Raw genomic sequence first — 21141 nt, 5'->3', positions numbered from 1 at the left:
TCGGCCTAGACTTGTTCCCATCCCCAGGACTGCAACGCAGAGGACCAGACGTGTCAAAACCCGTAGTACTGCTCGCCGAAGAACTTTCCCCCGCCACTGTCGAGGCCCTCGGCCCGGACTTCGAGATCCGCCAGACCGACGGCGCGGACCGCTCCCAGCTGCTCTCTGCCATCAGCGACGTTGACGCGATCCTGGTCCGCTCGGCCACGCAGGTCGACGCCGAAGCCATCGCGGCCGCAAAGAACCTCAAGGTCATCGCCCGCGCAGGCGTGGGCCTGGACAACGTGGACATCAAGGCCGCCACCCAGGCCGGCGTGATGGTGGTCAACGCCCCTACGTCCAACATCGTTTCCGCTGCAGAACTCACCGTGGGGCACATCCTCAGCCTGGCCCGCCACATCCCGCAGGCCAGTGCAGCGCTGAAGGACGGCGAGTGGAAGCGCTCCAAGTACACGGGCACAGAGCTGTTCGAAAAGAAGATCGGCATCATCGGCCTGGGCCGGATCGGTGCCCTCGTCGCGGCCCGCCTGAAGGGGTTCGACACCAAGATCCTGGCCTACGACCCCTACATCACCTCCGCCCGCGCAGCCCAGCTGGGTGTGCAGCTGGTGAGCCTCGACGAGCTCCTGGCCCAGTCCGACTTCATCACCATCCACATGCCCAAGACCCCCGAAACCGTGGGCATGCTCGGCGCGGACGCGTTCAGGAAGATGAAGAAAACCGCCTACGTGGTCAACGTCGCCCGCGGCGGACTCGTGGATGAAGAGGCACTGTTCACGGCCCTGCAGGACGGCGAAATCGGCGGCGCCGGTGTGGATGTTTTCGCCAAGGAGCCCAGCACCGACCTGCCGTTCTTCAAGCTGGACAACGTGGTGGTCACCCCGCACCTGGGCGCGTCCACCGATGAAGCCCAGGAAAAGGCGGGCGTTTCGGTGGCCAAGTCCGTCCGCCTCGCCCTGGCCGGGGAACTGGTGCCGGACGCGGTCAACGTTGCCGGCGGCGTCATTGCCCCCGACGTCCGCCCCGGCATCCCGCTGATTGAGAAGCTGGGCCGAATCTTCACCGCCCTGACCCACGATTCGCTGACCCAGCTGGACGTGGAGGTTGCCGGCGAGATCTCTTCCCTGGACGTCAAGGTCCTGGAGCTGGCGGCCCTCAAGGGCGTCTTCGCCGATGTGGTGACAGAGCAGGTCTCCTACGTCAACGCCCCGGTCATCGCTGAGCAGCGCGGTATCAACGTCCGCCTGATGACCTCACCGGAGACGGAGTCCTACCGCAATGTCCTGACCCTGCGCGGCGCGCTCAGCGACGGCAGCCAGATCTCCGTGGCCGGCACCCTGACCGGACCCAAGCAGATCGAGAAGCTGGTAGGCATTAACGGCTTCGAGGTGGAAATTCCGATCAGCGAGCACCTTGTGGTGGTCGCTTACACCGACCGTCCCGGCGTGATCGGCACCATCGGCCACATCCTGGGCATGAACAACATCAACATCGCCGGCATGCAGGTGGCCCGCCACGACCAGGGCGGGCAGGTGCTCGCGCTGCTGACCATCGACAGCTCCGTACCGCAGCAGGTTCTGGACGCCATCAAGGCCGGCATCGGCGCTGAAATGGTCCGGGAAGTGGACCTGGAGGACTAAGCCCGCGCCCGGCGAAACGCCGCACTGCCACCCTCCGCTCGGCGCGTCCCGGCGGGGCCACGTATGATTGGCCGGTCTGCTTACAATGGCTGGGTCCTGGTTCAGGACCATGCCGGCAGGCCGGCCAATACCTTTTGCACATCCGTCCGTAATTATCCGCGTCCGCCCGGCGCGGTCTCGAATGTGCGCACGCAATCCAGGTCTCAGGGAGTTCCATGAACGCCGTCCAGAGGTTCATCAGAAGCAGAGTGCTGCTGTTGACCGCGGCCATCTTGATCGCAGCCATGTGCTTGTCGGTCCTCGTCCAAAGCCAGTCACAAGCCGCGCTCAGCCGGACGGTGGATGAAAATTCGCGGGGGCTCTACGACATCCTGGTCCAGGCAAAGGCGCCGACGGGTGCGCTGCTGCAGCCGGAAATCGCCAACGGCACCGGCGGCATCAGCTTCGAACAACTTGAAGCCATCCGGAAGCTGTCCGGGACCTCGGTGGCAGCGCCTATCAGCCTCGTGTCGCGGGTGACGCAGAACCTCGAGGCGCCGCGGCTGGAAGCCATGGACTACCTGGGCTACAACGCCGGGCTTGCCGGCACCGCGACGGCCGACCAGGCTGCCGGCGCCACCGCGCCGGCCGATTGGCCTGCGGCCGAGTCTGTCCTCAGCGATAAGGCGAAGAAGTACCGCCTGACTGCCAGTGCCGTCAGTTCCGACGGTGTTTCGGAACAGACGCTGTTCAAGTCCACTGCCGAAGGGACGCTTGGCAAAGCGAAACTCGTCGAGGAACGGGCCGCCGGGGGGAGCAGCATCCGCATTGCCGCTCCCGAAGGCGAAACGGGCGTCAAGTTCCCTGCCCCGGCCGGCGGATCCGAACACAACCTGTTCAACGTATCCGTGTCGCTGCCCCTGGCCCCGGAGGTCACCGAATCCGTCGTTGCCGTCGATCCCGCTGCCGAGCGGGCCCTCCTTGGTTCCGCCGGCGACTTCCTCGCCCCGCTGGAAAAGGCCCCGCCCGCCGACGCACGTGATGCTGGAGCCATCGGCCGCTACTTCGAAGGACTCTTCACCAACGGCATTGGCCTGGACGAGTTGGAAGAAGGCCCGGACTTCCTGGGTGTGAAGCTCAAGTACTGGGCGCCCCTGATGACGCAGTACCAGCAGGCCAAGCGCACCGGCCAGCTGACCGCCGATTCCCAGGCCATTCCCCTCATTGTGCGTTCGGGCACGTCCCTGGACCTGAAGTACAACGTCAAGATTGAGGAAATCGACGACGCGGGCAAGGTGGTCCAGGACGTCGGAACTGTCTCGCAGTCACTGGACCAGGACTACCTGCCGTTTGTTTCGAAAGACCCCTTCGTTCTCGCCTGGCCCGGCTCCACAGACCACTCCTCCGTTCTTGGCGCCACCGGCAACTTCAACCAGGGGCTCTACACTCCCGCGAAGTGGAGCACCGACTTCGCGGCCGCCCCTAAGTACACTGACGGCGGCACCGCAGCAAATGGCGCCGTCGACAAGAACGCAGTCCCGGGCGAGTGGGTCACTGTCAACCGGCTGCCCGAAAAGAGCGCCAACGGCACCCCGGTGGACCAGACCCAGCGCGAGCCGGTGGACGAACGCTCTTACCGGGAGAACCTGGAGACGGGGGAGCAGAAGGCGGCAGCCCCGCTCGCCATGGTTTACGGAACCTTCGATCCTTCCGCAGTGGCAGCGGCCGCCGGTGACGTCAACAAGCTTCCGTTGGGTGGCTACGACCCCGCTCCCTTCACCCTGGTCAAGGACGCCGAGGGCAAGGACGTCGCCGCTGCCGGGCTCAAGCCGTCCCTGAGCGCCACCGGGCTGGCCAGCCAGTCCGCCGGTGCCATCACCGACTACTACGGGCTCGCCGCTGCGCGCGGCTACAAGGAAAACGCAGCAGTCATCGACGCCGTCCGCGTCCGCGCCGATGCACCCGGCAGCTGGAAGGAAGCCCAGCCGGACGTTGAAAAGCTGGCCACCGAGATCCGCGGGATGGGACTGGAGGCCACCATCGTTGCCGGGTCCGCCCGCGAGGAAACCGGCATCTTCGTTCCCGGCTACTCAAAGGACGACGCCGGCAAGGAATCCGACCTGGGCACCGTGCAGCAGTCATGGGTCAGGCAGAACGCGGCAGACGCCGTGACAGGTTCGCTTTCCGGAACAAACATCACGCTGCTCTTCCTGACGCTGTGCGGGGCTGCCCTCCTCACCGGTGCCTCCACCGTGAGCTACATCCGCAAGCGCCGGAACGAAGCGGGAACACTGCGCGCCATGGGCTGGACCCAGCGCCGCATCCGCAGCTGGGTGCTGGAGGAGTTCGGTGTGGGTGCGGTGCTGCTTGCCGTGGCAGGCCTCGTCTTGAGCCTGGTCAGCTGGAGCCTCACAACAGCCCTCGTGTGCGTTGCCGTCCTGGTCCTGTACGCCGGTGCTGCATTCTTCGCAGCCCGGCAGCTGCGCCACCGCGACGTCATCGACCAAGAACCGCAGCACGACGAGCGCCTTATTCCGGTGGACTCACCGCTGACCTTCGCGAACCGCCAGCTGGGCACCAACAAGTTCAACACCCTTGCCCTGGCCGTTGCCGTCGGAGTCTTCGGTGCCGCCGTGGGCGGACTGATCGCCCTGCTGATCGACATCCCCCGCGCTGCCGGCGCCAGTGCACTGAGCGGGCTCGCTGCTGCCAGCGTGGCGCTGCCGAGCATCCTCCTTGCCCTCGCAGGCGTGGTGGTGGGACTCGTCCTGACCCTGGTGACCGGGCGCTTTGAGCTTCACGCCAAGCGGCAGTACCTGGGCATCCTCGAAGCCATGGGGTGGAACCCGGACATGCTCCGCCAGGTCCGGCTTTTCGAGAACGCGCTGGTGGGAAGCGTGGCATTGCCCCTGGGCGTGCTGGGCGCCCTCGGCATTGGCCTGCTGCTGGCCCCCTATGCCGCGCTGTGGGCAGGCGTAGCCGGCCTCGTGGCTGTACTTTGCTGGATACCGATTGCAACGAAAGTGGTCCAATGACAAACCAGACCAATGTCCAGCGGAGCCGCAGGAGCGGCTCCGGCGACGTCCCCCTGCAGACGCGTGCCAACACCATCGTCAAAGAAGCTGACCACGAAACCCCGCTGGAACTGAGCGACATCACCATCCGCTACGGCGGCGGCAAGGGCGGGGCCGAGGCAGTCAGCGTGGTGGAAGGCTTCGACCTCACGCTGCACGCGGGTGAGATGCACTGCGTCGCCGGCCGAAGCGGCTCCGGAAAGACCAGCATTCTGACGGTCGGCGCGGGCCTGACCCTGCCGACGTCGGGTCGTGTCTTCTGGGAGGGTGATTCCCTTGAGAGCATGGGAGACGACGAAATTGCCGACCGCCGTCGTGCACTCATCGGGTACGTGGACCAGGGCGGTGCGCTCATTGACGGAATGAGCGCACTGGAGAACGTGCTCCTGCCGGCTGTGCCGGACGGGGAAGTGGAACAGCGCCGCGACATGGCAAAGGACCTGCTGGACCTCGTGGGCCTGGGCCGCCGTATGCGGCACCGGCCGGCCCAGCTGTCCGGCGGCGAACGCCAGCGCGTTGCGATCGCCCGTGCCCTGATCCTGGGCACCCGGGTCCTGGTGGTGGATGAACCTACGGCGAGCCTGGACCGTGCCTCGGCAAACCGCATCATCAGCATCCTGAAGGACACCACCTCGGACGGCATAGCAGTCCTGGTGGCTTCGCACGACCACGAACTCGTCCGGCTCAGCGACTCCCTGACCGAACTGATCTAGCCTGTCCCTCCGCACCGAAGGTAACGTCCACCCGTGACTGCTTCACAGAAAACGCCGTTCTACATCACTACGGCCATCACCTACCCCAACGGGGTGCCCCATATCGGCCACGCCTACGAGTACATCGCCACGGACGCCATGGCGCGTTTCAAGCGGCTTGACGGGTATGACGTGATGTTCCTGACCGGCACCGACGAGCACGGGATGAAGATCGCCCAAACCGCCGAAAAGGAAGGCATCACGCCCAAGCAGCTGGTGGACCGGAACGTGGAGGTCTTCAAGGCGGCACATGCGGCCCTGGACATCTCGTACGACCGTTTCATCCGCACCACGGACGAGGACCACTACGCTGCCTCGCAGGCCATCTGGAAAAAGATGGAAGCCAACGGGGACATCTACCTCTCCAAATACGAGGGCTGGTACTCCGTACGCGACGAGGCCTTCTACGTCGAGGACGACACCGTGGTCAAGGACGACGGCGTGCGCTACTCGAAGGAGACGGACACCGAGGTGACCTGGACGGCCGAGGAGAGCTACTTCTTCCGGCTTTCCGCCTACCAGGACAAGCTGCTGGCCCTCTACGAGGCCCAGCCCGGGTTCGGTGCCCCGCAGTACCGGTTCAATGAGGTCATCAGCTTCGTCAAGCGCGGCCTGGAGGACCTTTCCATCAGCCGCACCACCTTCGACTGGGGCGTACCGGTCCCGGGCAACGACAAACACGTCATGTACGTATGGGTGGACGCCCTGACCAACTACCTCACCGGCGTGGGCTACCCCGACGTCGATTCAGAAAAGTTCCGTAGGTACTGGCCGGCAAATGTCCACGTTATTGGCAAGGACATTTCCCGGTTCCACGCCATCTACTGGCCCGCCTTCCTGATGAGCGCAGGCCTCGCCCTGCCCAAGCGGGTCATGATCCACGGATTCCTCCACAACAACGGCGTCAAAATGTCCAAGTCGCTGGGGAACGTGGTGGCCCCGGCAGACTTCGTGGAGCAGTACGGCCTTGACCAGGTACGTTTCTTCTTCCTGCGGGAAGTGCCCTTCGGCGCGGACGGCAGCTACAACCACGACGCAATCGTCGGCCGCATGAACGCTGACCTCGCAAACAACTTTGGCAACCTTGCACAGCGCTCACTGTCCATGGTGGCCAAGAACTGCGGGGGCAAGGTGCCTGTCCCGGGCGCGTTCACCGCTGAGGACGACGCCATCCTGGCGCAGGCCGGTGGCCTCCTTGACGTTTCGCGGGCAGCGTTCGAGAAGCAGGAATTCAGCCGTGCCCTCGAAGCGGTGTGGGCCGTCCTGGGCGACACCAACGCCTACTTCGCCGAGCAGGCGCCGTGGGTGCTGCGGAAAACCGACGTCGAACGAATGAACACCGTGCTGTACGTGACGCTGGAAGTCCTGCGGATCGTGGCCATCCTTGCGCAGCCGGTCATGCCCGCCGCTACAGCGGCGCTCCTTGCCAGCCTCGGCCAGCCGGAAGGGGAGGCCCGCCAGTTCTCCGCCATCGGCACGCCGATCAAAGCGGGGACGGACCTGCCGGCACCTTCGCCGGTGTTCCCCAAGTACGAGGAACCCGCGGGAGCGTAGGGGCCGGGACGCTCTCTCACTTAATCCGGGTTTTCCGCGGACGCCCTGTCACCCCTGAATCGCCGGTGAGAGAGCGTCCGCTGTTTTCCTGCAGTAAGTGAGAGAGCGTCGCCTCAGCGTTTCGAATAATGAGACAGCTTGACCAGCATATGGATGTCTTGGCTACGCTGAAAGCATGAGCGCATCCTCCATCGATCTGGCAATTATTCCCGGCGACGGCATTGGCCCGGAGGTCATTGCAGAAGCACTTAAGGTGTTGGAGAAGGCTGCCGCGTCGGAGGGCGTCGAGCTCAAGCAGACCCACTACAAGCTCGGCGCAGAGCACTGGCTGGCAACCGGCGAAACCCTGCCGGACCATGTCCTGGCCGATCTGCGCACCAGGGATGCGATCCTGTTCGGTGCCGTTGGAGCTGCCCCCGGCGATACCCGGATCCCCTCCGGCATCATCGAGCGCGAGATGCTGCTCAAGCTCCGCTTCAGCCTGGACCACTACGTCAACCTGCGGCCGTCCCGGCTTTACGGCACTGTCGGCAGCCCACTGGCCAACCCCGGCGTCATTGACTTCATCGTGGTCCGCGAAGGCACCGAAGGCCCCTACGTCGGCAACGGCGGCACGCTCCGTGCAGGAACCCCCCATGAGGTGGCCACGGAAGTCTCGCTGAACACCGCCCACGGTGTTGAACGCGTTGTCCGCGACGCCTTCCGCCGCGCCAGTGCCAGGGAGCGGAAGCACGTCACCCTGGTCCACAAGCACAACGTCCTGGTCTACGCAGGCCACCTCTGGAAGCGCACGGTGGAGGCCGTGGCACAGGAGTTCCCGGAGGTTACGCACGACTACCTGCACGTGGATGCCGCGACGATCTTTATGGTCACCGACCCTTCCCGCTTTGACGTGATCGTCACCGACAACCTCTTCGGCGACATCCTGACGGACCTCGCCGCAGCCGTCACCGGCGGCATCGGCCTGGCAGCTTCCGGGAACATCAACATGGACCGCACCGCACCGTCCATGTTTGAACCCGTCCACGGGTCAGCTCCGGACATCGCCGGCCAGGGCAAGGCCGACCCCACCGCGGCCATCCTGTCTGCGGCGCTCCTGCTGGACCACCTTGGCTACACCCGCGCGGCCCGCAGGATCGAGGCTGCGGTGGTTGCCGACGTCGAGAAGCGCGACGGCGGTGCCCGCACCACCAGTGCCGTCGGCGACGCCATCGCCGCCGGTCTCTGACCGCGCCAGGGCTTCCGGCATCGGGCGTAAGCTTGTCTCGAATCACCAAATGCCGCCTTGCCTTTCAACGCTGAAATGCCAGGCGGCCGATCGTGGAGGAACCATGACTCAGACCGCCCATGGCGTCGAATTCAGCCAGCAGCCCTCGGCCAACCCGAAGTCTGCTGAAGAGCGTGCAGCAATCCTGGCCAACCCGGGATTCGGCAACCACTTCACCGACCACACCGCCATCGTTGACTACGTCGTGGACGAGAACGGCAACGGCGGCTGGCACAATGCCCGCGTGGAGGCGTACGGCCCCATTTCCCTTGACCCGTCAGCTGCGGTGCTGCACTACGGCCAGGAAATCTTTGAAGGGCTGAAGGCCTACCGCCACGCCGACGGCTCCATCTGGTCCTTCCGTCCCGAGGCCAACGCTGCCCGCCTGAATAAGTCCGCCCGCCGGCTTGCGCTGCCCGAACTGCCGGCAGAGTACTTCCTCGGCGCCATCCGCGAGCTCGTCTCAGCCGATAAGGAATGGGTGCCCAGCGGCGACGGCGAAGCCCTCTACCTGCGGCCGTTCATGATCGCCACCGAAGCCTTCCTGGGCGTGCGGGCTGCGCGGGAGGTTTCCTTCCGGGTCATCGCCTCGCCGGCCGGCAACTACTTCGGCGGCGAACTGAAACCCGTTTCCATCTGGATCTCCCGGGAGTACGCCCGCGCGGGCCGCGGCGGAACCGGTGATGCAAAATGCGGGGGCAACTACGCCGCTTCGCTCATCGCCCAGCAGGAAGCCGAAGCCAACGGCTGCAAGCAGGTCCTCTTTCTGGACCAGTTCAACGACAACGCGGTCGAAGAACTTGGCGGCATGAACGTCTTCTTCGTCATGAAGGACGGCTCACTGGTGACGCCGGCGCTGACCGGGACCATCCTCGAAGGCATCACCCGGATGTCGGTTATTCAGGTGGCCAAGGACATGGGCCGTGACGTCGCCGAGCGCAAGATCACGCTGGACGAGTGGCGGGCGGGTGTTGCCTCAGGCGATATCGCGGAGGTCTTTGCCTGTGGCACCGCCGCCGTCATCACCCCGATCGGGGTCCTCAAGGACGCCACCGAGTTCATCGGCTCCGAGGATGCAAAAGCGGGCGAGACCACCATGGCCATCCGCGAAAAACTGCTGGGCATCCAGACCGGAACGGTTCCCGACACGCACGGCTGGCTCACGCGCCTCGCGTAGGCCACCCTTTCGAGAACGCACGACGGTGCCTGCCGGGCTTCTGCCCGGCAGGCACCTTTGCACTGTGCTGCTCTGGTCCCGCGGAAGAAATCAGCGGCGCGCGGCCTTCCGGGCGGCGTTTTTCAAGGCCTTCCGGGACACAGGCTTGAGGGCCTTCCGCTCTGCTTCTTCGGCCAGTGCCCGGTTGCGGCGGGCGTCGATGATGTCATTCCACAAAGCGGTGGCGAAAGCTCCGCCGTCCTGGGCGTAGACGTCATAGGGGTAATCGGCGAATATGGACGGCGCAGTGCTTCCCGTGGGCAGGGCCTTGCCCGTTACTTCCGCGACGGCGTCGGCGACAGCCCAGGTCCGGGTCAGGTGCCTGGCCAGGTTGTCCTGGACAAAGTTATTCGCGTCACTCGCTGCCGCGGCGCGTTTCAGGAGAGCATCCAATTCCCCGGCGACGGAACGGGCGGCCACTTCTTCCACCGCCCCTGAACCTGACGCAAGGTCTTTGGCGTAGGCGTCGACTTCCTCGCGCCAATCGCTGGTCTCGCGGAACTTCTTCCACGTGGGAAACCACACGATGCTGCCCGTAGCGTGGTTGTGGATGTGCTGGAGTCCGCTGTTCTTCTCGGTTGCCGCGTGGTCGTGGCCGGCGGCGTCAGCTTCGGCGAGGAGATCTGCAAGCGTGGTGGTGCTCATGGTGTCTGGTTCCGGCTTCCTTGTGGACATCAGGTGGTCTTCACTGGAGCTAAACCCGGTTCGCCGGCAGTTCTATTCCACCGCGCGGAAGGGCAACCGGCGCGTGCCGGTGGAAGGATGGGGTGGTGACTTCAGCTTCCGGCCCCGTCCTACAGCGCAGCTCGGCCCTGACGCAGTTCATCCTTGCACCCAACCCGGGCCCCATGAGCCTGGAGGGAACCAACTCCTACGTGCTGCGTGCGGCCGGCAGTCCCGGCGCCGTAGTAGTGGACCCCGGCCCGCTGGATGAGGAGCACCTCTGGGCGCTTGCCGGTACCGGCCCTGTTGAACTGATCCTCATCACCCACCGGCACGCCGACCACACTGCAGGTTCCGCGCGCCTGCATCAGCTGACCGGCGCTCCTGTCCGTGCCGCAGATCCCGCCCACTGCCTCGGCGCCGGAAACCCCCTGCAGGACGGTGAGGCGATCCGGATGGCAGGCATGGACGTCATGGTAACGGCGACACCCGGACACACATCCGATTCGGTGTGCTTCCACCTTCCCGCCGACGGCCCAAACGGTTCCGTACTGACGGGGGACACCATCCTCGGCCGCGGCACCACCATGATCGACTACCCGGACGGGACCATCGGTGATTACCTGGCCTCCCTGGACAGGCTGGAATTGCTGGGGCCGGCCACCGTCCTGCCGGCCCACGGTCCGGTGCTGCCGTCCCTGGCCACCGTCGTGCGGGTCTACCGCATCCATCGCCTGGAACGGCTGGCGCAGGTCCGGACGGCACTGGACCAACTGGGCCCGGACGCATCGGCCGGTGACGTCACGGATGTTGTCTACGCCGGCGTCGACCCTTCCGTGCGGCGCGCTGCCGCTGCGTCGGTTGCGGCACAGCTTCACTACCTGCGGGCGGAGCGGGCCGGCGGCGGCCAGGACCCAGGCAGCCTTGGCGGGACGGTAGGGTAGGAGCCATGCGTATTGCTAGGTTTGTTGTCGATTCTGATCCCCTGTACGGCGTGGTGGAAGGTGAAACGGGCAGCGAGGAGATCACCGTCATTCACGGAGACCCTTTCTTCAACGGGGTGGAGCGCACCTCTGTCCGCCACAAGCTCGAAGACGTCCGGCTGCTTGCCCCGATCATTCCCCGCAGCAAGGTGGTTGGCGTCGGCCGCAACTTCGTGGAGCACGCGCACGAACTTGGCAACGAGGTTCCTGCCCAGCCGCTCCTGTTCCTGAAGCCCAACACCGCCGTCATTGGCCCCAACGATCCCGTCGTGCTGCCGGAGTTCTCTGAAGAAGTGTCCTTCGAAGCTGAACTGTGCGTGGTGATCGGCCGGATTTGCAAGGACGTGCCGGAGGAACGCGTGGACGATGTCATCTTTGGTTACACCTGCGGCAACGACCTCACGGCGCGGGACGTCCAGAAGAGCGACCTGCAGTGGACCCGCGCCAAGGGCTTTGACACCTCGGCGCCCCTTGGCCCGTGGATTGAGACCGAACTTGATCCGGACGATGTACAGATCCAGTCCCGGCTGAACGGAGAGCTGCGGCAGGACGGCAGCACCAGCCAGATGATCAGGGGCGTACGGGAACTTGTGTCTTTGGTCTCCCAGGCGTTCACCCTGCTGCCGGGCGACGTCATCATGACCGGTACGCCGGCCGGCGTGGGCCTGGTGAGCGCGGGTGACCGCATCGAGGTGGAGATCGAGGGCATCGGCCGCTTGTCCAACCCCATAGTCCGCCGCTGACTTTTCTCCGCCGTGACCCCTGGCGGCAGACGGTAAAGTTGAAGCCACTATGACTACTGCTGCTGCACCGAATGCTGCCTCCATCCCGCCCGTCACCGCGGACACTCCCGTCCGGGTCCGTTTTTGCCCCTCGCCCACGGGCACGCCCCACGTCGGACTGATCCGCACGGCCCTGTTCAACTGGGCCTATGCCCGGCACACCAAGGGCACCATGGTGTTCAGGATCGAGGACACGGATTCTGCGCGCGACAGCGAGGAAAGCTACCACCAGCTGCTGGACGCGCTGAAGTGGCTGGGCATCGACTGGGACGAGGGCGTGGAGGTCGGTGGGCCGCATGAGCCCTACCGGCAGTCGCAGCGGAGCGATATCTACCAGGACGTCATTGGCCGGCTCCGGGAGGGCGGCTTTGTCTACGAGTCCTACTCCACCCCGGATGAGATCGAGGCGCGGCACCGTGCGGCGGGCCGCGACCCGAAGCTCGGCTACGACGGCTTTGACCGCCACCTGACGGAGGAGCAGCTCGCGCAGTTCAAGGCCGAAGGCCGCGAAGCCGTCCTTCGCCTACGGATGCCGGACGAGGACATCACGTTCAACGACCTGGTCCGCGGTGAAATCACCTTCCGTGCGGGATCCGTCCCGGACTTCGCGGTGGTCCGCGCCAACGGAGCGCCCCTGTACACGCTGGTAAACCCGGTTGACGACGCCCTGATGGGCATCACCCATATCCTCCGCGGCGAGGACCTGCTCAGTTCGACTCCCCGCCAGATTGCCCTCTACCGGGCTTTGCATGCGGTCGGAGTGGCAAAGTACATGCCGGAGTTCGGCCACCTGCCGTATGTCATGGGACAGGGCAACAAAAAGCTCTCCAAGCGCGACCCCGAATCCAGCCTGTTCCTGCACCGGGAGCGGGGCTTCATCCCCGAGGGCCTGCTGAACTACCTGTCACTGCTGGGCTGGTCGCTCAGCGCGGACGAGGACATTTTCACGGTGGAACAGCTGGTGGAGCACTTCGACATCCATGACGTGCTGGGCAACCCCGCCCGCTTCGACCTGAAAAAGGCCGAGGCGATCAATGGGACGCACGTCCGCATGCTTTCCCCGGAAGTGTTCCGGGAGCGCCTGGTTCCCTACCTCCGCGCAGCCGGCCTGGTGGGGGAGATTCTGACGGACCGGGAAGAGGAGATCCTCACCGAAGCCGCACCGCTGGTCCAGGAACGCATCACCCTGCTGGGGGAGGCGCCGGAGATGCTGGCGTTCCTCTTCAAGGCCGACGACGCCATCGACGTCGCCGCCGACGCCCGCAAAGGACTTCCGGAAAACTTGCCCGAAGTACTCGATGCAGCCATCGCGGCGCTCGAACCGGTGGAGGAGTGGACCGCGGACAACATCCAGACCGCGCTGAAGCAGGCACTTGTTGAGGACCTCGGCATCAAACCCCGCCTGGCGTTCGGACCTGTGCGCACCGCAGTCTCCGGACGGCGGATCTCGCCACCGCTGTTCGAGTCCATGGTGATCCTGGGCAAGGAGTCCTCCCTCCGCCGGCTGCAGGCGTTCCGCGGCTGATGGAAGCTCCCAGCCGGGCAGGCGGCGCAGTGCTGGCCACGCCCTTCGGTACCGTCCGGGGCGTGCTCTTCGATATCGATGACACCCTGGTCGACCTCGAATACTCGATGACCACGGCTCTGCGGGAGGTCAGCGAACACCTCCTGCCGGGGCTTGACCAGGCCGGCTGGGAGCGGTTCGGGCGCATCTTCACGCACGAGACCACGCACTACTACGACCGCTACCTCGCCGGCGAACTGACGTTTAACGAACAGCGGCTGTTGCGCGGCCGGGCGGCATTGGGCCACTTCGGCGTTGAGCTTGGAGAGGGCGAGCAATCGCACCAGTGGCTCAGCGCCTACATCGAAAAACAGCCGGCCTACGTAAAGCCTTTCCCTGACGTGATGCCGCTCCTGGACCTCCTGGACACGGCCGGCATCCCTTACGGGGCCGTCAGCAACAACGTCCATGACTACCAGCGGGCCAAACTGGACGGCGCAGGACTCGGGCGGGTCCGGCGCCTGGTGGGAACGGACACCCTCGGCGTGGCTAAACCCGATCCAGCCATTTACCTTGAGGGCGTCCGGCTCCTGGGCACCAACGCCGCCGACACCCTGTACGTAGGAGACAACCGCCTCCTCGACGCGGAGGGCTCGACGGCGGCAGGCCTTGTCGGTGTCTGGCTCAACCGGGCGGGGGAGCCCGCGGCGGGGTTCGAGGGCAACTCGGTCTCTTCCCTTGAAGGGTTAGTCGCGTAGCGGCGCCTTGTGCGGGCCGCCGCCACTCCGGCGGCCCGCTCACCTTTCGGCGGCAGGGGCCGGAATGCCCGATTTGTGCGAGCCGGAAGTCTCGGGTAAAGTAATTTCTCGTGCTGAGGCGCACGGAGCAGGGTAAATGCCCTGAAAACCGGCCCGAAAGTATCATTGGGATATGGTGTAATTGGCAACACTACGGTTTCTGGTACCGTCATTCTAGGTTCGAGTCCTGGTATCCCAGCTCTGTTTGGAGCCCTGTGCATGGGCCGATAACAGAAGGTTTCGGACGGTCCGCCGATTTGAAACCACAGCGAAGTGTGTGAAACAATCACTGAGCTTGACCAGCGGAAGCGTTGGTTGGAAGTACCGAAAGTACACGGCCCCATCGTATAGCGGCCTAGTACGCCGCCCTCTCACGGCGGTAACGCGGGTTCGAATCCCGCTGGGGTCACCAGCAAGAATGGTCCCGGGCAAACGCCCGGGGCCATTTTTCTTTGCCCGGATGCTTTCCTGCCCGCCCTGGCCTCCTCTTCCGGACAGCACACCGTGGGTTTCCCGGAGGTGTGCTGTTTGGGGGGGCTTTGCGAAGGAACCCCACCAGCGCCGCCCTGAACTGGCATGATGTTGCTGTGACCTACCGGAACGAGCAAGACCACCCGAACGATGCGCAGGCGGCCCCGCCGGCTTTGGCAGCAGTAACGCTGCTGGAAGAGGTCCGGGATGACCTTGCAGGCACGGCACTTCCGCTTGCGTTGCCGGACGCGGAGCAGGCGCGGCGTGATGCGGGCGGGGCGGTGGCCCAGCTCGACGACTACATCCTTCCCCGGTACCGCAGCCTTGATGCCCCGCTCCTGGCAGTGGTGGGCGGTTCCACAGGTGCGGGCAAGTCGACCCTCGTCAACGCCCTGGTTGGCCACCCCGTCACCCGGTCCGGCGCTATCCGGCCCACCACCCGCCAGCCCATCCTCCTGCACCACCCGTCCGAGGCCGCCTGGTTTGAAGGACAACGCGTCCTGCCAAGCCTCAGCCGGATCCGGGGCTACGCTGCCAGCAGCCCGGTGCCGGCAAGCAGGGCGGGAGCCGTGCCGGACGCCGGTGCAATGTCTTCCCTCGTCCTGGTGGCCGACCCCGCAGTTCCGGCCGGTATTGCCGTCCTGGACGCCCCGGACGTCGATTCAATTTCCGATGACAACCGCAAGCTGGCAGCGCAGCTCCTCGCCGCCGCCGATCTGTGGATCTTCGTCACCACCGCCAACCGCTACGCCGACGCCGTCCCCTGGAAACTGCTCCTAAACGCAGCTTCCAGGGACATCATGGTCGCGGTGGTCCTTGACCGGGTACCGCCAGGGGCGGAAACGGAAGTCAGCGAGGACCTGCGCGCCCTGCTGGACCGTGAGGGCCTGGGCGGGGCACAACTGTTCATTATCCCGGAAGCCCCCCTGGATCCGCTGGGCATGCTGCCGGCCGCCGCCGTCCTCCCGCTGCGGACATGGCTTGGCGCGCTGGCGGCGGATGCCGCCGGCCGTTCCGACATCGCCCGGCGCACGCTGAACGGGACTGTCCGGGCGCTGGCCGGCCGTGTGGCTGCCGTGGCCCAGGCCGCCCGGGAGCAGCAGGCCGCCGGGGACAGCCTCGAAGCCGCAGCGGTGGCGGCCTACCGTGATGCTGCCAACCGGATCCTCGACGCCACCAGGGACGGAGCCCTGCTGCGGGGAGAAGTGCTTGCCCGCTGGCAGGACTTTGTGGGAACCGGCGAATTCTTCCGGACTCTGGAACAGAACGTCGGCCGGCTCCGGGACCGGCTGGGCGCCTTTTTCCGTGGTGAACCTGCCCCGGCCGTAACGGTTGAGGCAGCGATCGAGACGGGGCTGCAGGCTGTCATCGTCGACGAAGCCGCAAATGCCGCCGAGGACACAGACCAGCGCTGGCGGACTGACCCCGCCGGGCGCCAACTGCTGGGAACGGACGATCTTTCCGGCACTACGCCGGGCTTTGAGGACAGGACCGCTGCCGAGATCAGGGCCTGGCAGGAAGCGTTAATGGAACTGATCCGCACCGAAGGACAGGGAAAACGGACACAGGCGCGCTGGCTGTCCTTCGGTATCAATGGCCTGGGTGCTGCCCTGATGATCGTTGTGTTCTCGATGACTGCCGGACTGACAGGACTCGAAATCGGAGTGGCGGGCGGAACCGCCGTCGTTGGCCAGCGGCTGCTCGAAGCGGTTTTCGGCGAGGACGCCGTCCGTCGCATGGCCGAAAAAGCACGCGAGGACCTTCACGCCCGGTGCCAGCACCTGTTGCAGGATGAGCGGCAGAAGTTTCTTTCCCGGCTGCCCGGGCGCGATGAGAGCGCCCCGCAGACCCTTGCCGCGCACGCGGACGCACTGGTCCGTCTGGCGGACAACGCATGAGCCGCCACAGCGACACCCGCGAAGCGTCACGGCTTGACCGCAGGCTTTCGGCCCTCAACGATGCCCGCGGGCTGGGCGAGGGCGTCCTTCCCGATGAGTCCCTCCAGGAAGTCTTCACCGTCCTCGAACGCGCCAGTTCACGGCGGTCGCTTTCGGCGGACCACACCGTGGTGGGGTTCTTCGGCGCCACCGGAAGCGGCAAGTCGTCCCTGTTCAATGCGGTCAGCGGAGCTGAAATTGCGACGGCGGCGGCGCGCCGGCCCACAACGTCCGAACCCCTGGCGGGGGTGTGGGGAGCTGAGGGCAGCGACCCCCTCCTCGATTGGCTGGAGGTCCGCAACCGCCACCACGCGGCAGCTGTGGAAGGGTTCGCTGATGAGGAGACGGGCCTGATCCTGCTAGATTTGCCGGACTTCGATTCCACCCGGGCAGCAAACCGCGAGGTGGTCCAGCGGATGGTGGGCCTGGTGGATGTCCTCGTCTGGGTGCTTGACCCCCAAAAGTACGCAGACGCCGCGGTGCACAATGACTTCCTGTCGCGTCTGGCCTCGCACGGCGCCGTCACGCTGGTAGTCCTCAATCAGGTGGACCGGCTTCCGGAGCGTGACGTGCAGCCCGTCCTGGAATCGCTGCGGGCCATCCTTGCCCGGGACGGACTGGCGAAGGTCCAGGTATTGGCGGCGTCGGCCCTGACCGGTGCAGGTGTGGACAAAGTCCGCGCGGCCATCCGGAGCGTAGCTGTGAAGCGCAAGGCCCAGTCCGAACGGCTTGCTGCCGACATCACCAGGGCGTCAGCTGACCTGGCTGCGGTGTCCGGCGGGGGAGAAGCGGCAGGGGTCCGTTCGGCCGCAAAGGAACGCCTGGCCGATGAGCTCGCCGTAGCTGCCAACGTTCCCACGGTGGTCCGGGCGGTAAGCCAGTCTTACCGGCTTGAGTCAGTAAAGCGCACCGGTTGGCCGGTGACCAGGTGGCTGTCCCGGTTCCGGCCCGATCCGCTGCGGCGACTCAACCTGCGAAGCGGGGCTCCGTCTGAGCTGAACCGGACCTCGCTGCCGCCCGCAGGAGCGCCGGAGCGCGCACGCACGGACGCGGCCGTCCGGGAGTTCGCCGACACCGCCAGTGCCGGCGCGCCGGGGCCGTGGCGTGCCGCCATCCGCGGAGCAGCCCGGGAGGGCAGGGAACGCCTTCCTGACGCGCTCGACCAGGCCATCGCCGGAACCGATCTTGCCGCGAACCGCAAGTCATGGTGGTGGGGCGTGTTCAACGTGGTGCAGTGGCTGGCGCTGCTGACGGCGCTGGGAGGCCTTGGCTGGCTCGCCGTCCTGGCCGTCCTCGGCTATTTCCAGATGCCCGTTCCGGAGGTGCCAAGGCTTGAAGGCTGGCCGCTGCCCACGCTGATGATCGCAGCCGGGGTGGTCCTGGGAGTCTTCCTGGCCATAACCGGCCGATTCATTGCCGCTGCAGCTGCGGGTGCGCGGGCGGCGAAGGCGAGGAAACGGCTCAATGCTGCAGTGGCAGCGGTGGCACACGAACTTGTAGTGGAACCCGTGGAAGTGGAAGTTACCAGGCTTTCCGCCTTCAACGCCGCGCTGAAGACGGCCCGGGCCGGATAAGCGGGATATCCGCTGCGGCAAGGCCGGGTTGGAAGGCGGGAGCCTCTTAGTTGCCGGCGGCTGCCAGCTCCGCAGCCGCGTCCCGGACCTTGATGAGGGTACGCAGGTTCCGGGTTGTGGTGGAGGCTTTGAACCTGGGTTTGGCCGTGATCCTGCTGAAGGGGCTGGCCAGCGTTCCCCCCGCCGGCGCCAGCCAGGCCAGTGCCTCGGAACCCAGCCTCGTCTGTTTCGCCCCCTTTAGGGCAGCCCCCGCAGCATCGAGTTCATCCAGCATCGCCTGGTCGGAGGAAAGCGTGATGTAGGTGTGGGTGCTTTTGTCATCGTCCGGGTACGGGCAAGCTGCCACGAGATCGGCCAGCCGGGCTGCGTCGAGCACCACCACCCAGGCGTCATAGCCAAACGCATCGCGAAGGCACTTCTCGCACTCCCGCTTAACTGCAGCCGCATCCAGGCTGCTGGCCAGGACCACGTTCCCGCTGGCAAGCAGGGTACGGGCATCGGAAAACCCGGCAGCCTTCAGCGCCTCCCGGAGGTCCGCCATTTTGATATTGATGCCGCCAACGTTGATGCCGCGAAGAAACACTGCATAGCTGCCCATGGCGGAAATACTAGCCGCCGCCCATCAAAGCTCAGGCGGTCACTTGTCCTTGTTCCGGTTCAGTCGTTGTTCTTGCGCAGGGCCTCGGTGAGGATCCGGCCCGCGTTGCAGACCACTTCGGCATGCAGCCTGCCGGGCTGCCGCGTGAGGCGCTCGATTGGTCCGGAGATCGAAACAGCGGCGATGACCCTGCCGGACGGACCGCGCACCGGTGCGGAAACTGAGGCGACCCCCGGCTCGCGTTCACCGAGGCTTTGTCCCCAGCCCCGCCGTCGTACGCCGGCCAGGACGGTGGGTGTGAAGCGGGCCGACTGCAGCCCTTCGAGCAGGCGGTCGTGGTCCTCCCACGCGAGGAGTACCTGGGCCGCGGATCCTGCCTTCATGGACAGCTGCGTTCCCACCGGGATGGTGTCGCGCAATCCGATGGGGCGCTCGGCGGAGGCGACGCAGACGCGCCAGTCGCCCTGCCGGCGGAAGATCTGCGCACTTTCGCCCGTGGCGTCGCGCAGCTGCATCAACACCGGCCCGGCGGAAGCAATCAAACGGTCCTCGCCTGCAGCCGAGGCAAGTTCAACCAGCCGGCTTCCCAGGACGAAGCGGCCCTGGATGTCCCGGCTCACCAGCCGGTGGTGCACGAGGGCAAGGGCAAGGCGGTGGACAGTGGGCCGTGCGAGCCCGGTGGCTGCCACCAGCTGCGCCAAAGTAGTGGGGCCGGCCTCGAGTGCATCAAGCACATGGGCCGCTTTATCAATGACACCGACTCCACTAGAATTGTCCATGTAATGATATTGCCGTCTCATTATCTGAGATGCAAATCTTTCGGCTGGCGCAGTGCGAACGCGTACTGGTTCAGTGGAACTCATCAGCCAAACAGCAGTGAAGGGAGATGGCCATGGCAAACACATTGGCCGAGAAAGTCTGGGACGCCCACGTGGTGCGCAAGGGTGACGGCGACGGTGCCAATGCCCAGCCCGACCTTCTCTTCATCGACCTCCACCTTGTCCACGAGGTCACATCCCCGCAGGCTTTTGAGGGCCTCCGGCTGGCAGGCAGGAAACTGCGCCGGCCGGACCTGACCATCGCCACGGAGGACCACAACACTCCCACGCTGGACATTGACAAGCCTATCGCCGATCTCACCAGCCGCACCCAGATCCAGACGCTCCGCAACAACTGCGCCGAGTTCGGTGTCCGGCTCCACTCCCTGGGTGACGCCGAGCAGGGCATCGTGCACGTGGTGGGCCCGCAGCTGGGCCTGACCCAGCCGGGCATGACTGTTGTCTGCGGTGACTCCCACACCTCCACCCACGGCGCCTTCGGAGCGCTGGCCATGGGCATCGGAACCTCGGAGGTGGAGCACGTTATGGCCACCCAGACACTGTCGCTGAAGCCGTTCAAAACGATGGCCATTAACGTTGAGGGCACGCTGCGCCCCGGCGTCACGGCCAAGGACATCATCCTCGCCGTCATCGCCAAAATCGGCACCGGTGGCGGCCAGGGCTACGTCCTGGAGTACCGGGGCTCCGCAATCCGCGCGCTGTCCATGGACGCCCGCATGACCATCTGCAACATGTCCATTGAAGCCGGCGCGCGCGCCGGCATGGTGGCGCCGGACCAGACCACGTACGACTACATGAAGGGCCGCCCGCACGCCCCGGAAGGCGCTGACTGGGACGCCGCCGTCGAATACTGGAACACGCTCCGTTCCGACGACGACGCCGTATTCGACGCGCAGGTGGACCTGGACGCCGACACGCTGGAACCGTTCGTCACCTGGGGCACCAATCCCGGGCAGGGCGTTTCGCTGTCTGAATCGGTGCCGTCCCCCGAGGACTTCGGCGATGAAAACGCCAAGGCCGCAGCCGAACGCGCCCTGCAGTACATGGGACTCGAGGCCGGCACGCCCATGAAGGACATCCGGGTTGACACCGTCTTCCTTGGATCCTGCACCAACTCCCGCATGGAGGACCTGCGCGCCGCCGCAGACATCATCCGCGGGCGCCAAAAAGACCCGAACATCCGGATGCTGGTGGTGCCCGGATCGGCGCGCGTCCGGCTGGAGGCCGAGGCTGAGGGCCTGGACAGGGTCTTCAAGGACTTCGGGGCGGAGTGGCGCTTCGCAGGCTGCTCCATGTGCCTGGGCATGAACCCCGACCAGCTGGAAGTGGGGGAGCGCTGCGCCTCCACCTCCAACCGCAACTTCGAAGGGCGCCAGGGCAAGGGCGGCCGCACCCACTTGGTGTCGCCGGTGGTCGCCGCTGCCACAGCCATCCGTGGCACGCTCAGCTCGCCGTCGGACCTTGATCCGGCCCCTGAATCAGCCGCCACCCGCACGAACGCAGCCTAGGAC

General features: G+C 65.7%; 16 protein-coding genes and 2 tRNA genes. 15 read left to right on the top strand and 3 right to left on the bottom strand.

The window, feature by feature from the left end; all coding sequences use genetic code 11:
- The first annotated feature begins 50 nt into the window (after positions 1-50).
- The 6 genes from serA to AC5RTE_RS03490 all read left to right on the top strand — a co-directional run bounded on the left by serA (position 51) and on the right by AC5RTE_RS03490 (position 9443).
- Positions 51-1640 (top strand): phosphoglycerate dehydrogenase, encoded by a 1590-nt coding sequence (serA, locus tag AC5RTE_RS03515; RefSeq protein WP_494039991.1) that lies wholly within the window; start codon positions 51-53, stop codon positions 1638-1640.
- Between the two features lie 215 nt (positions 1641-1855).
- A complete protein-coding gene (locus tag AC5RTE_RS03510) occupies positions 1856-4654 on the top strand; it encodes an FtsX-like permease family protein (protein ID WP_494039990.1) in 2799 nt (932 codons plus the stop codon).
- Positions 4651-5406: an ABC transporter ATP-binding protein gene (locus AC5RTE_RS03505; protein ID WP_494039989.1), complete on the top strand. Its 756-nt coding sequence runs from the start codon at positions 4651-4653 to the stop codon at positions 5404-5406. The genes AC5RTE_RS03510 and AC5RTE_RS03505 overlap by 4 nt, the downstream gene beginning before the upstream one ends.
- Positions 5407-5439: 33 nt before the next feature.
- Entirely contained in the window at positions 5440-6999 is a 1560-nt protein-coding gene (metG, locus tag AC5RTE_RS03500) for a methionine--tRNA ligase (RefSeq protein WP_494039988.1), read from the top strand.
- 175 nt (positions 7000-7174) lie between these two features.
- Positions 7175-8227 carry a 3-isopropylmalate dehydrogenase gene (locus AC5RTE_RS03495; RefSeq protein ID WP_494039987.1) on the top strand — a complete coding sequence of 351 codons (1053 nt, stop codon included), beginning with the start codon at positions 7175-7177 and terminating at the stop codon, positions 8225-8227.
- A gap of 103 nt (positions 8228-8330) precedes the next feature.
- On the top strand, positions 8331-9443 hold the full coding sequence (locus AC5RTE_RS03490; RefSeq protein WP_494039986.1) for a branched-chain amino acid aminotransferase: 1113 nt from the start codon (positions 8331-8333) through the stop codon (positions 9441-9443).
- 90 nt (positions 9444-9533) lie between these two features.
- On the opposite strand, the gene AC5RTE_RS03485 is transcribed toward AC5RTE_RS03490, so the two are convergent.
- Positions 9534-10127 (bottom strand): hypothetical protein, encoded by a 594-nt coding sequence (locus AC5RTE_RS03485; RefSeq protein ID WP_494039985.1) that lies wholly within the window; start codon positions 10125-10127, stop codon positions 9534-9536.
- Between the two features lie 125 nt (positions 10128-10252).
- On the opposite strand from AC5RTE_RS03485, the gene AC5RTE_RS03480 reads away from it, so the two are divergent.
- From AC5RTE_RS03480 to AC5RTE_RS03445, 8 genes are all read left to right on the top strand, one after another.
- Entirely contained in the window at positions 10253-11089 is an 837-nt protein-coding gene (locus AC5RTE_RS03480; protein ID WP_494039984.1) for an MBL fold metallo-hydrolase, read from the top strand.
- Between the two features lie 5 nt (positions 11090-11094).
- Complete coding sequence (locus AC5RTE_RS03475; RefSeq protein WP_494039983.1) at positions 11095-11871, top strand: fumarylacetoacetate hydrolase family protein; 777 nt, start codon at positions 11095-11097, stop codon at positions 11869-11871.
- Between the two features lie 49 nt (positions 11872-11920).
- Positions 11921-13435: a glutamate--tRNA ligase gene (gltX, locus tag AC5RTE_RS03470; RefSeq protein ID WP_494039982.1), complete on the top strand. Its 1515-nt coding sequence runs from the start codon at positions 11921-11923 to the stop codon at positions 13433-13435.
- A complete protein-coding gene (locus AC5RTE_RS03465) occupies positions 13435-14172 on the top strand; it encodes an HAD family hydrolase (protein ID WP_494039981.1) in 738 nt (245 codons plus the stop codon). Before gltX ends, AC5RTE_RS03465 begins: the two co-directional genes overlap by 1 nt.
- Positions 14173-14338: 166 nt before the next feature.
- Positions 14339-14410 (top strand) — tRNA-Gln (locus tag AC5RTE_RS03460).
- Positions 14411-14547: 137 nt separating this feature from the next.
- Positions 14548-14623, top strand: a tRNA-Glu gene (locus AC5RTE_RS03455).
- 175 nt (positions 14624-14798) lie between these two features.
- Positions 14799-16580, top strand: a complete 1782-nt coding sequence (locus AC5RTE_RS03450) for a dynamin family protein (protein ID WP_494039980.1) — start codon at positions 14799-14801, stop codon at positions 16578-16580.
- Positions 16577-18193, top strand: a complete 1617-nt coding sequence (locus tag AC5RTE_RS03445) for a GTPase (protein ID WP_494039979.1) — start codon at positions 16577-16579, stop codon at positions 18191-18193. The genes AC5RTE_RS03450 and AC5RTE_RS03445 overlap by 4 nt, the downstream gene beginning before the upstream one ends.
- Positions 18194-18239: 46 nt before the next feature.
- Here AC5RTE_RS03445 and AC5RTE_RS03440 read toward each other — a convergent pair whose 3' ends face one another.
- Together AC5RTE_RS03440 and AC5RTE_RS03435 are read right to left on the bottom strand one after the other, a co-directional pair.
- Positions 18240-18791, bottom strand: a complete 552-nt coding sequence (locus AC5RTE_RS03440; RefSeq protein WP_494039978.1) for a DUF1697 domain-containing protein — start codon at positions 18789-18791, stop codon at positions 18240-18242.
- A gap of 59 nt (positions 18792-18850) precedes the next feature.
- Entirely contained in the window at positions 18851-19570 is a 720-nt protein-coding gene (locus AC5RTE_RS03435; RefSeq protein WP_066292257.1) for an IclR family transcriptional regulator, read from the bottom strand.
- 113 nt (positions 19571-19683) lie between these two features.
- Here AC5RTE_RS03435 and leuC point away from each other — a divergent pair, with 113 nt between their 5' ends.
- Complete coding sequence (gene leuC, locus AC5RTE_RS03430; RefSeq protein ID WP_494039977.1) at positions 19684-21138, top strand: 3-isopropylmalate dehydratase large subunit; 1455 nt, start codon at positions 19684-19686, stop codon at positions 21136-21138.
- Positions 21139-21141 lie beyond the last annotated feature (3 nt).

The organism is Arthrobacter sp. K41 (assembly GCF_059089645.1).
Note: the sequence above shows the minus strand (reverse complement) of the source record. Positions and strands in the feature narration are given on the sequence as shown.

Coding starts and splice junctions, on each gene's coding strand:
- AC5RTE_RS03510 (WP_494039990.1), top strand. CDS start 1,856: ATGAACGCCGTCCAGAGGTTCATCAGAAGCAGAGTGCTGCTGTTGACC.
- AC5RTE_RS03505 (WP_494039989.1), top strand. CDS start 4,651: ATGACAAACCAGACCAATGTCCAGCGGAGCCGCAGGAGCGGCTCCGGC.
- AC5RTE_RS03495 (WP_494039987.1), top strand. CDS start 7,175: ATGAGCGCATCCTCCATCGATCTGGCAATTATTCCCGGCGACGGCATT.
- AC5RTE_RS03490 (WP_494039986.1), top strand. CDS start 8,331: ATGACTCAGACCGCCCATGGCGTCGAATTCAGCCAGCAGCCCTCGGCC.
- AC5RTE_RS03485 (WP_494039985.1), bottom strand. CDS start 10,127: ATGAGCACCACCACGCTTGCAGATCTCCTCGCCGAAGCTGACGCCGCC.
- AC5RTE_RS03475 (WP_494039983.1), top strand. CDS start 11,095: ATGCGTATTGCTAGGTTTGTTGTCGATTCTGATCCCCTGTACGGCGTG.
- gltX (WP_494039982.1), top strand. CDS start 11,921: ATGACTACTGCTGCTGCACCGAATGCTGCCTCCATCCCGCCCGTCACC.
- AC5RTE_RS03465 (WP_494039981.1), top strand. CDS start 13,435: ATGGAAGCTCCCAGCCGGGCAGGCGGCGCAGTGCTGGCCACGCCCTTC.
- AC5RTE_RS03445 (WP_494039979.1), top strand. CDS start 16,577: ATGAGCCGCCACAGCGACACCCGCGAAGCGTCACGGCTTGACCGCAGG.
- AC5RTE_RS03440 (WP_494039978.1), bottom strand. CDS start 18,791: ATGGGCAGCTATGCAGTGTTTCTTCGCGGCATCAACGTTGGCGGCATC.
- AC5RTE_RS03435 (WP_066292257.1), bottom strand. CDS start 19,570: ATGGACAATTCTAGTGGAGTCGGTGTCATTGATAAAGCGGCCCATGTG.
- leuC (WP_494039977.1), top strand. CDS start 19,684: ATGGCAAACACATTGGCCGAGAAAGTCTGGGACGCCCACGTGGTGCGC.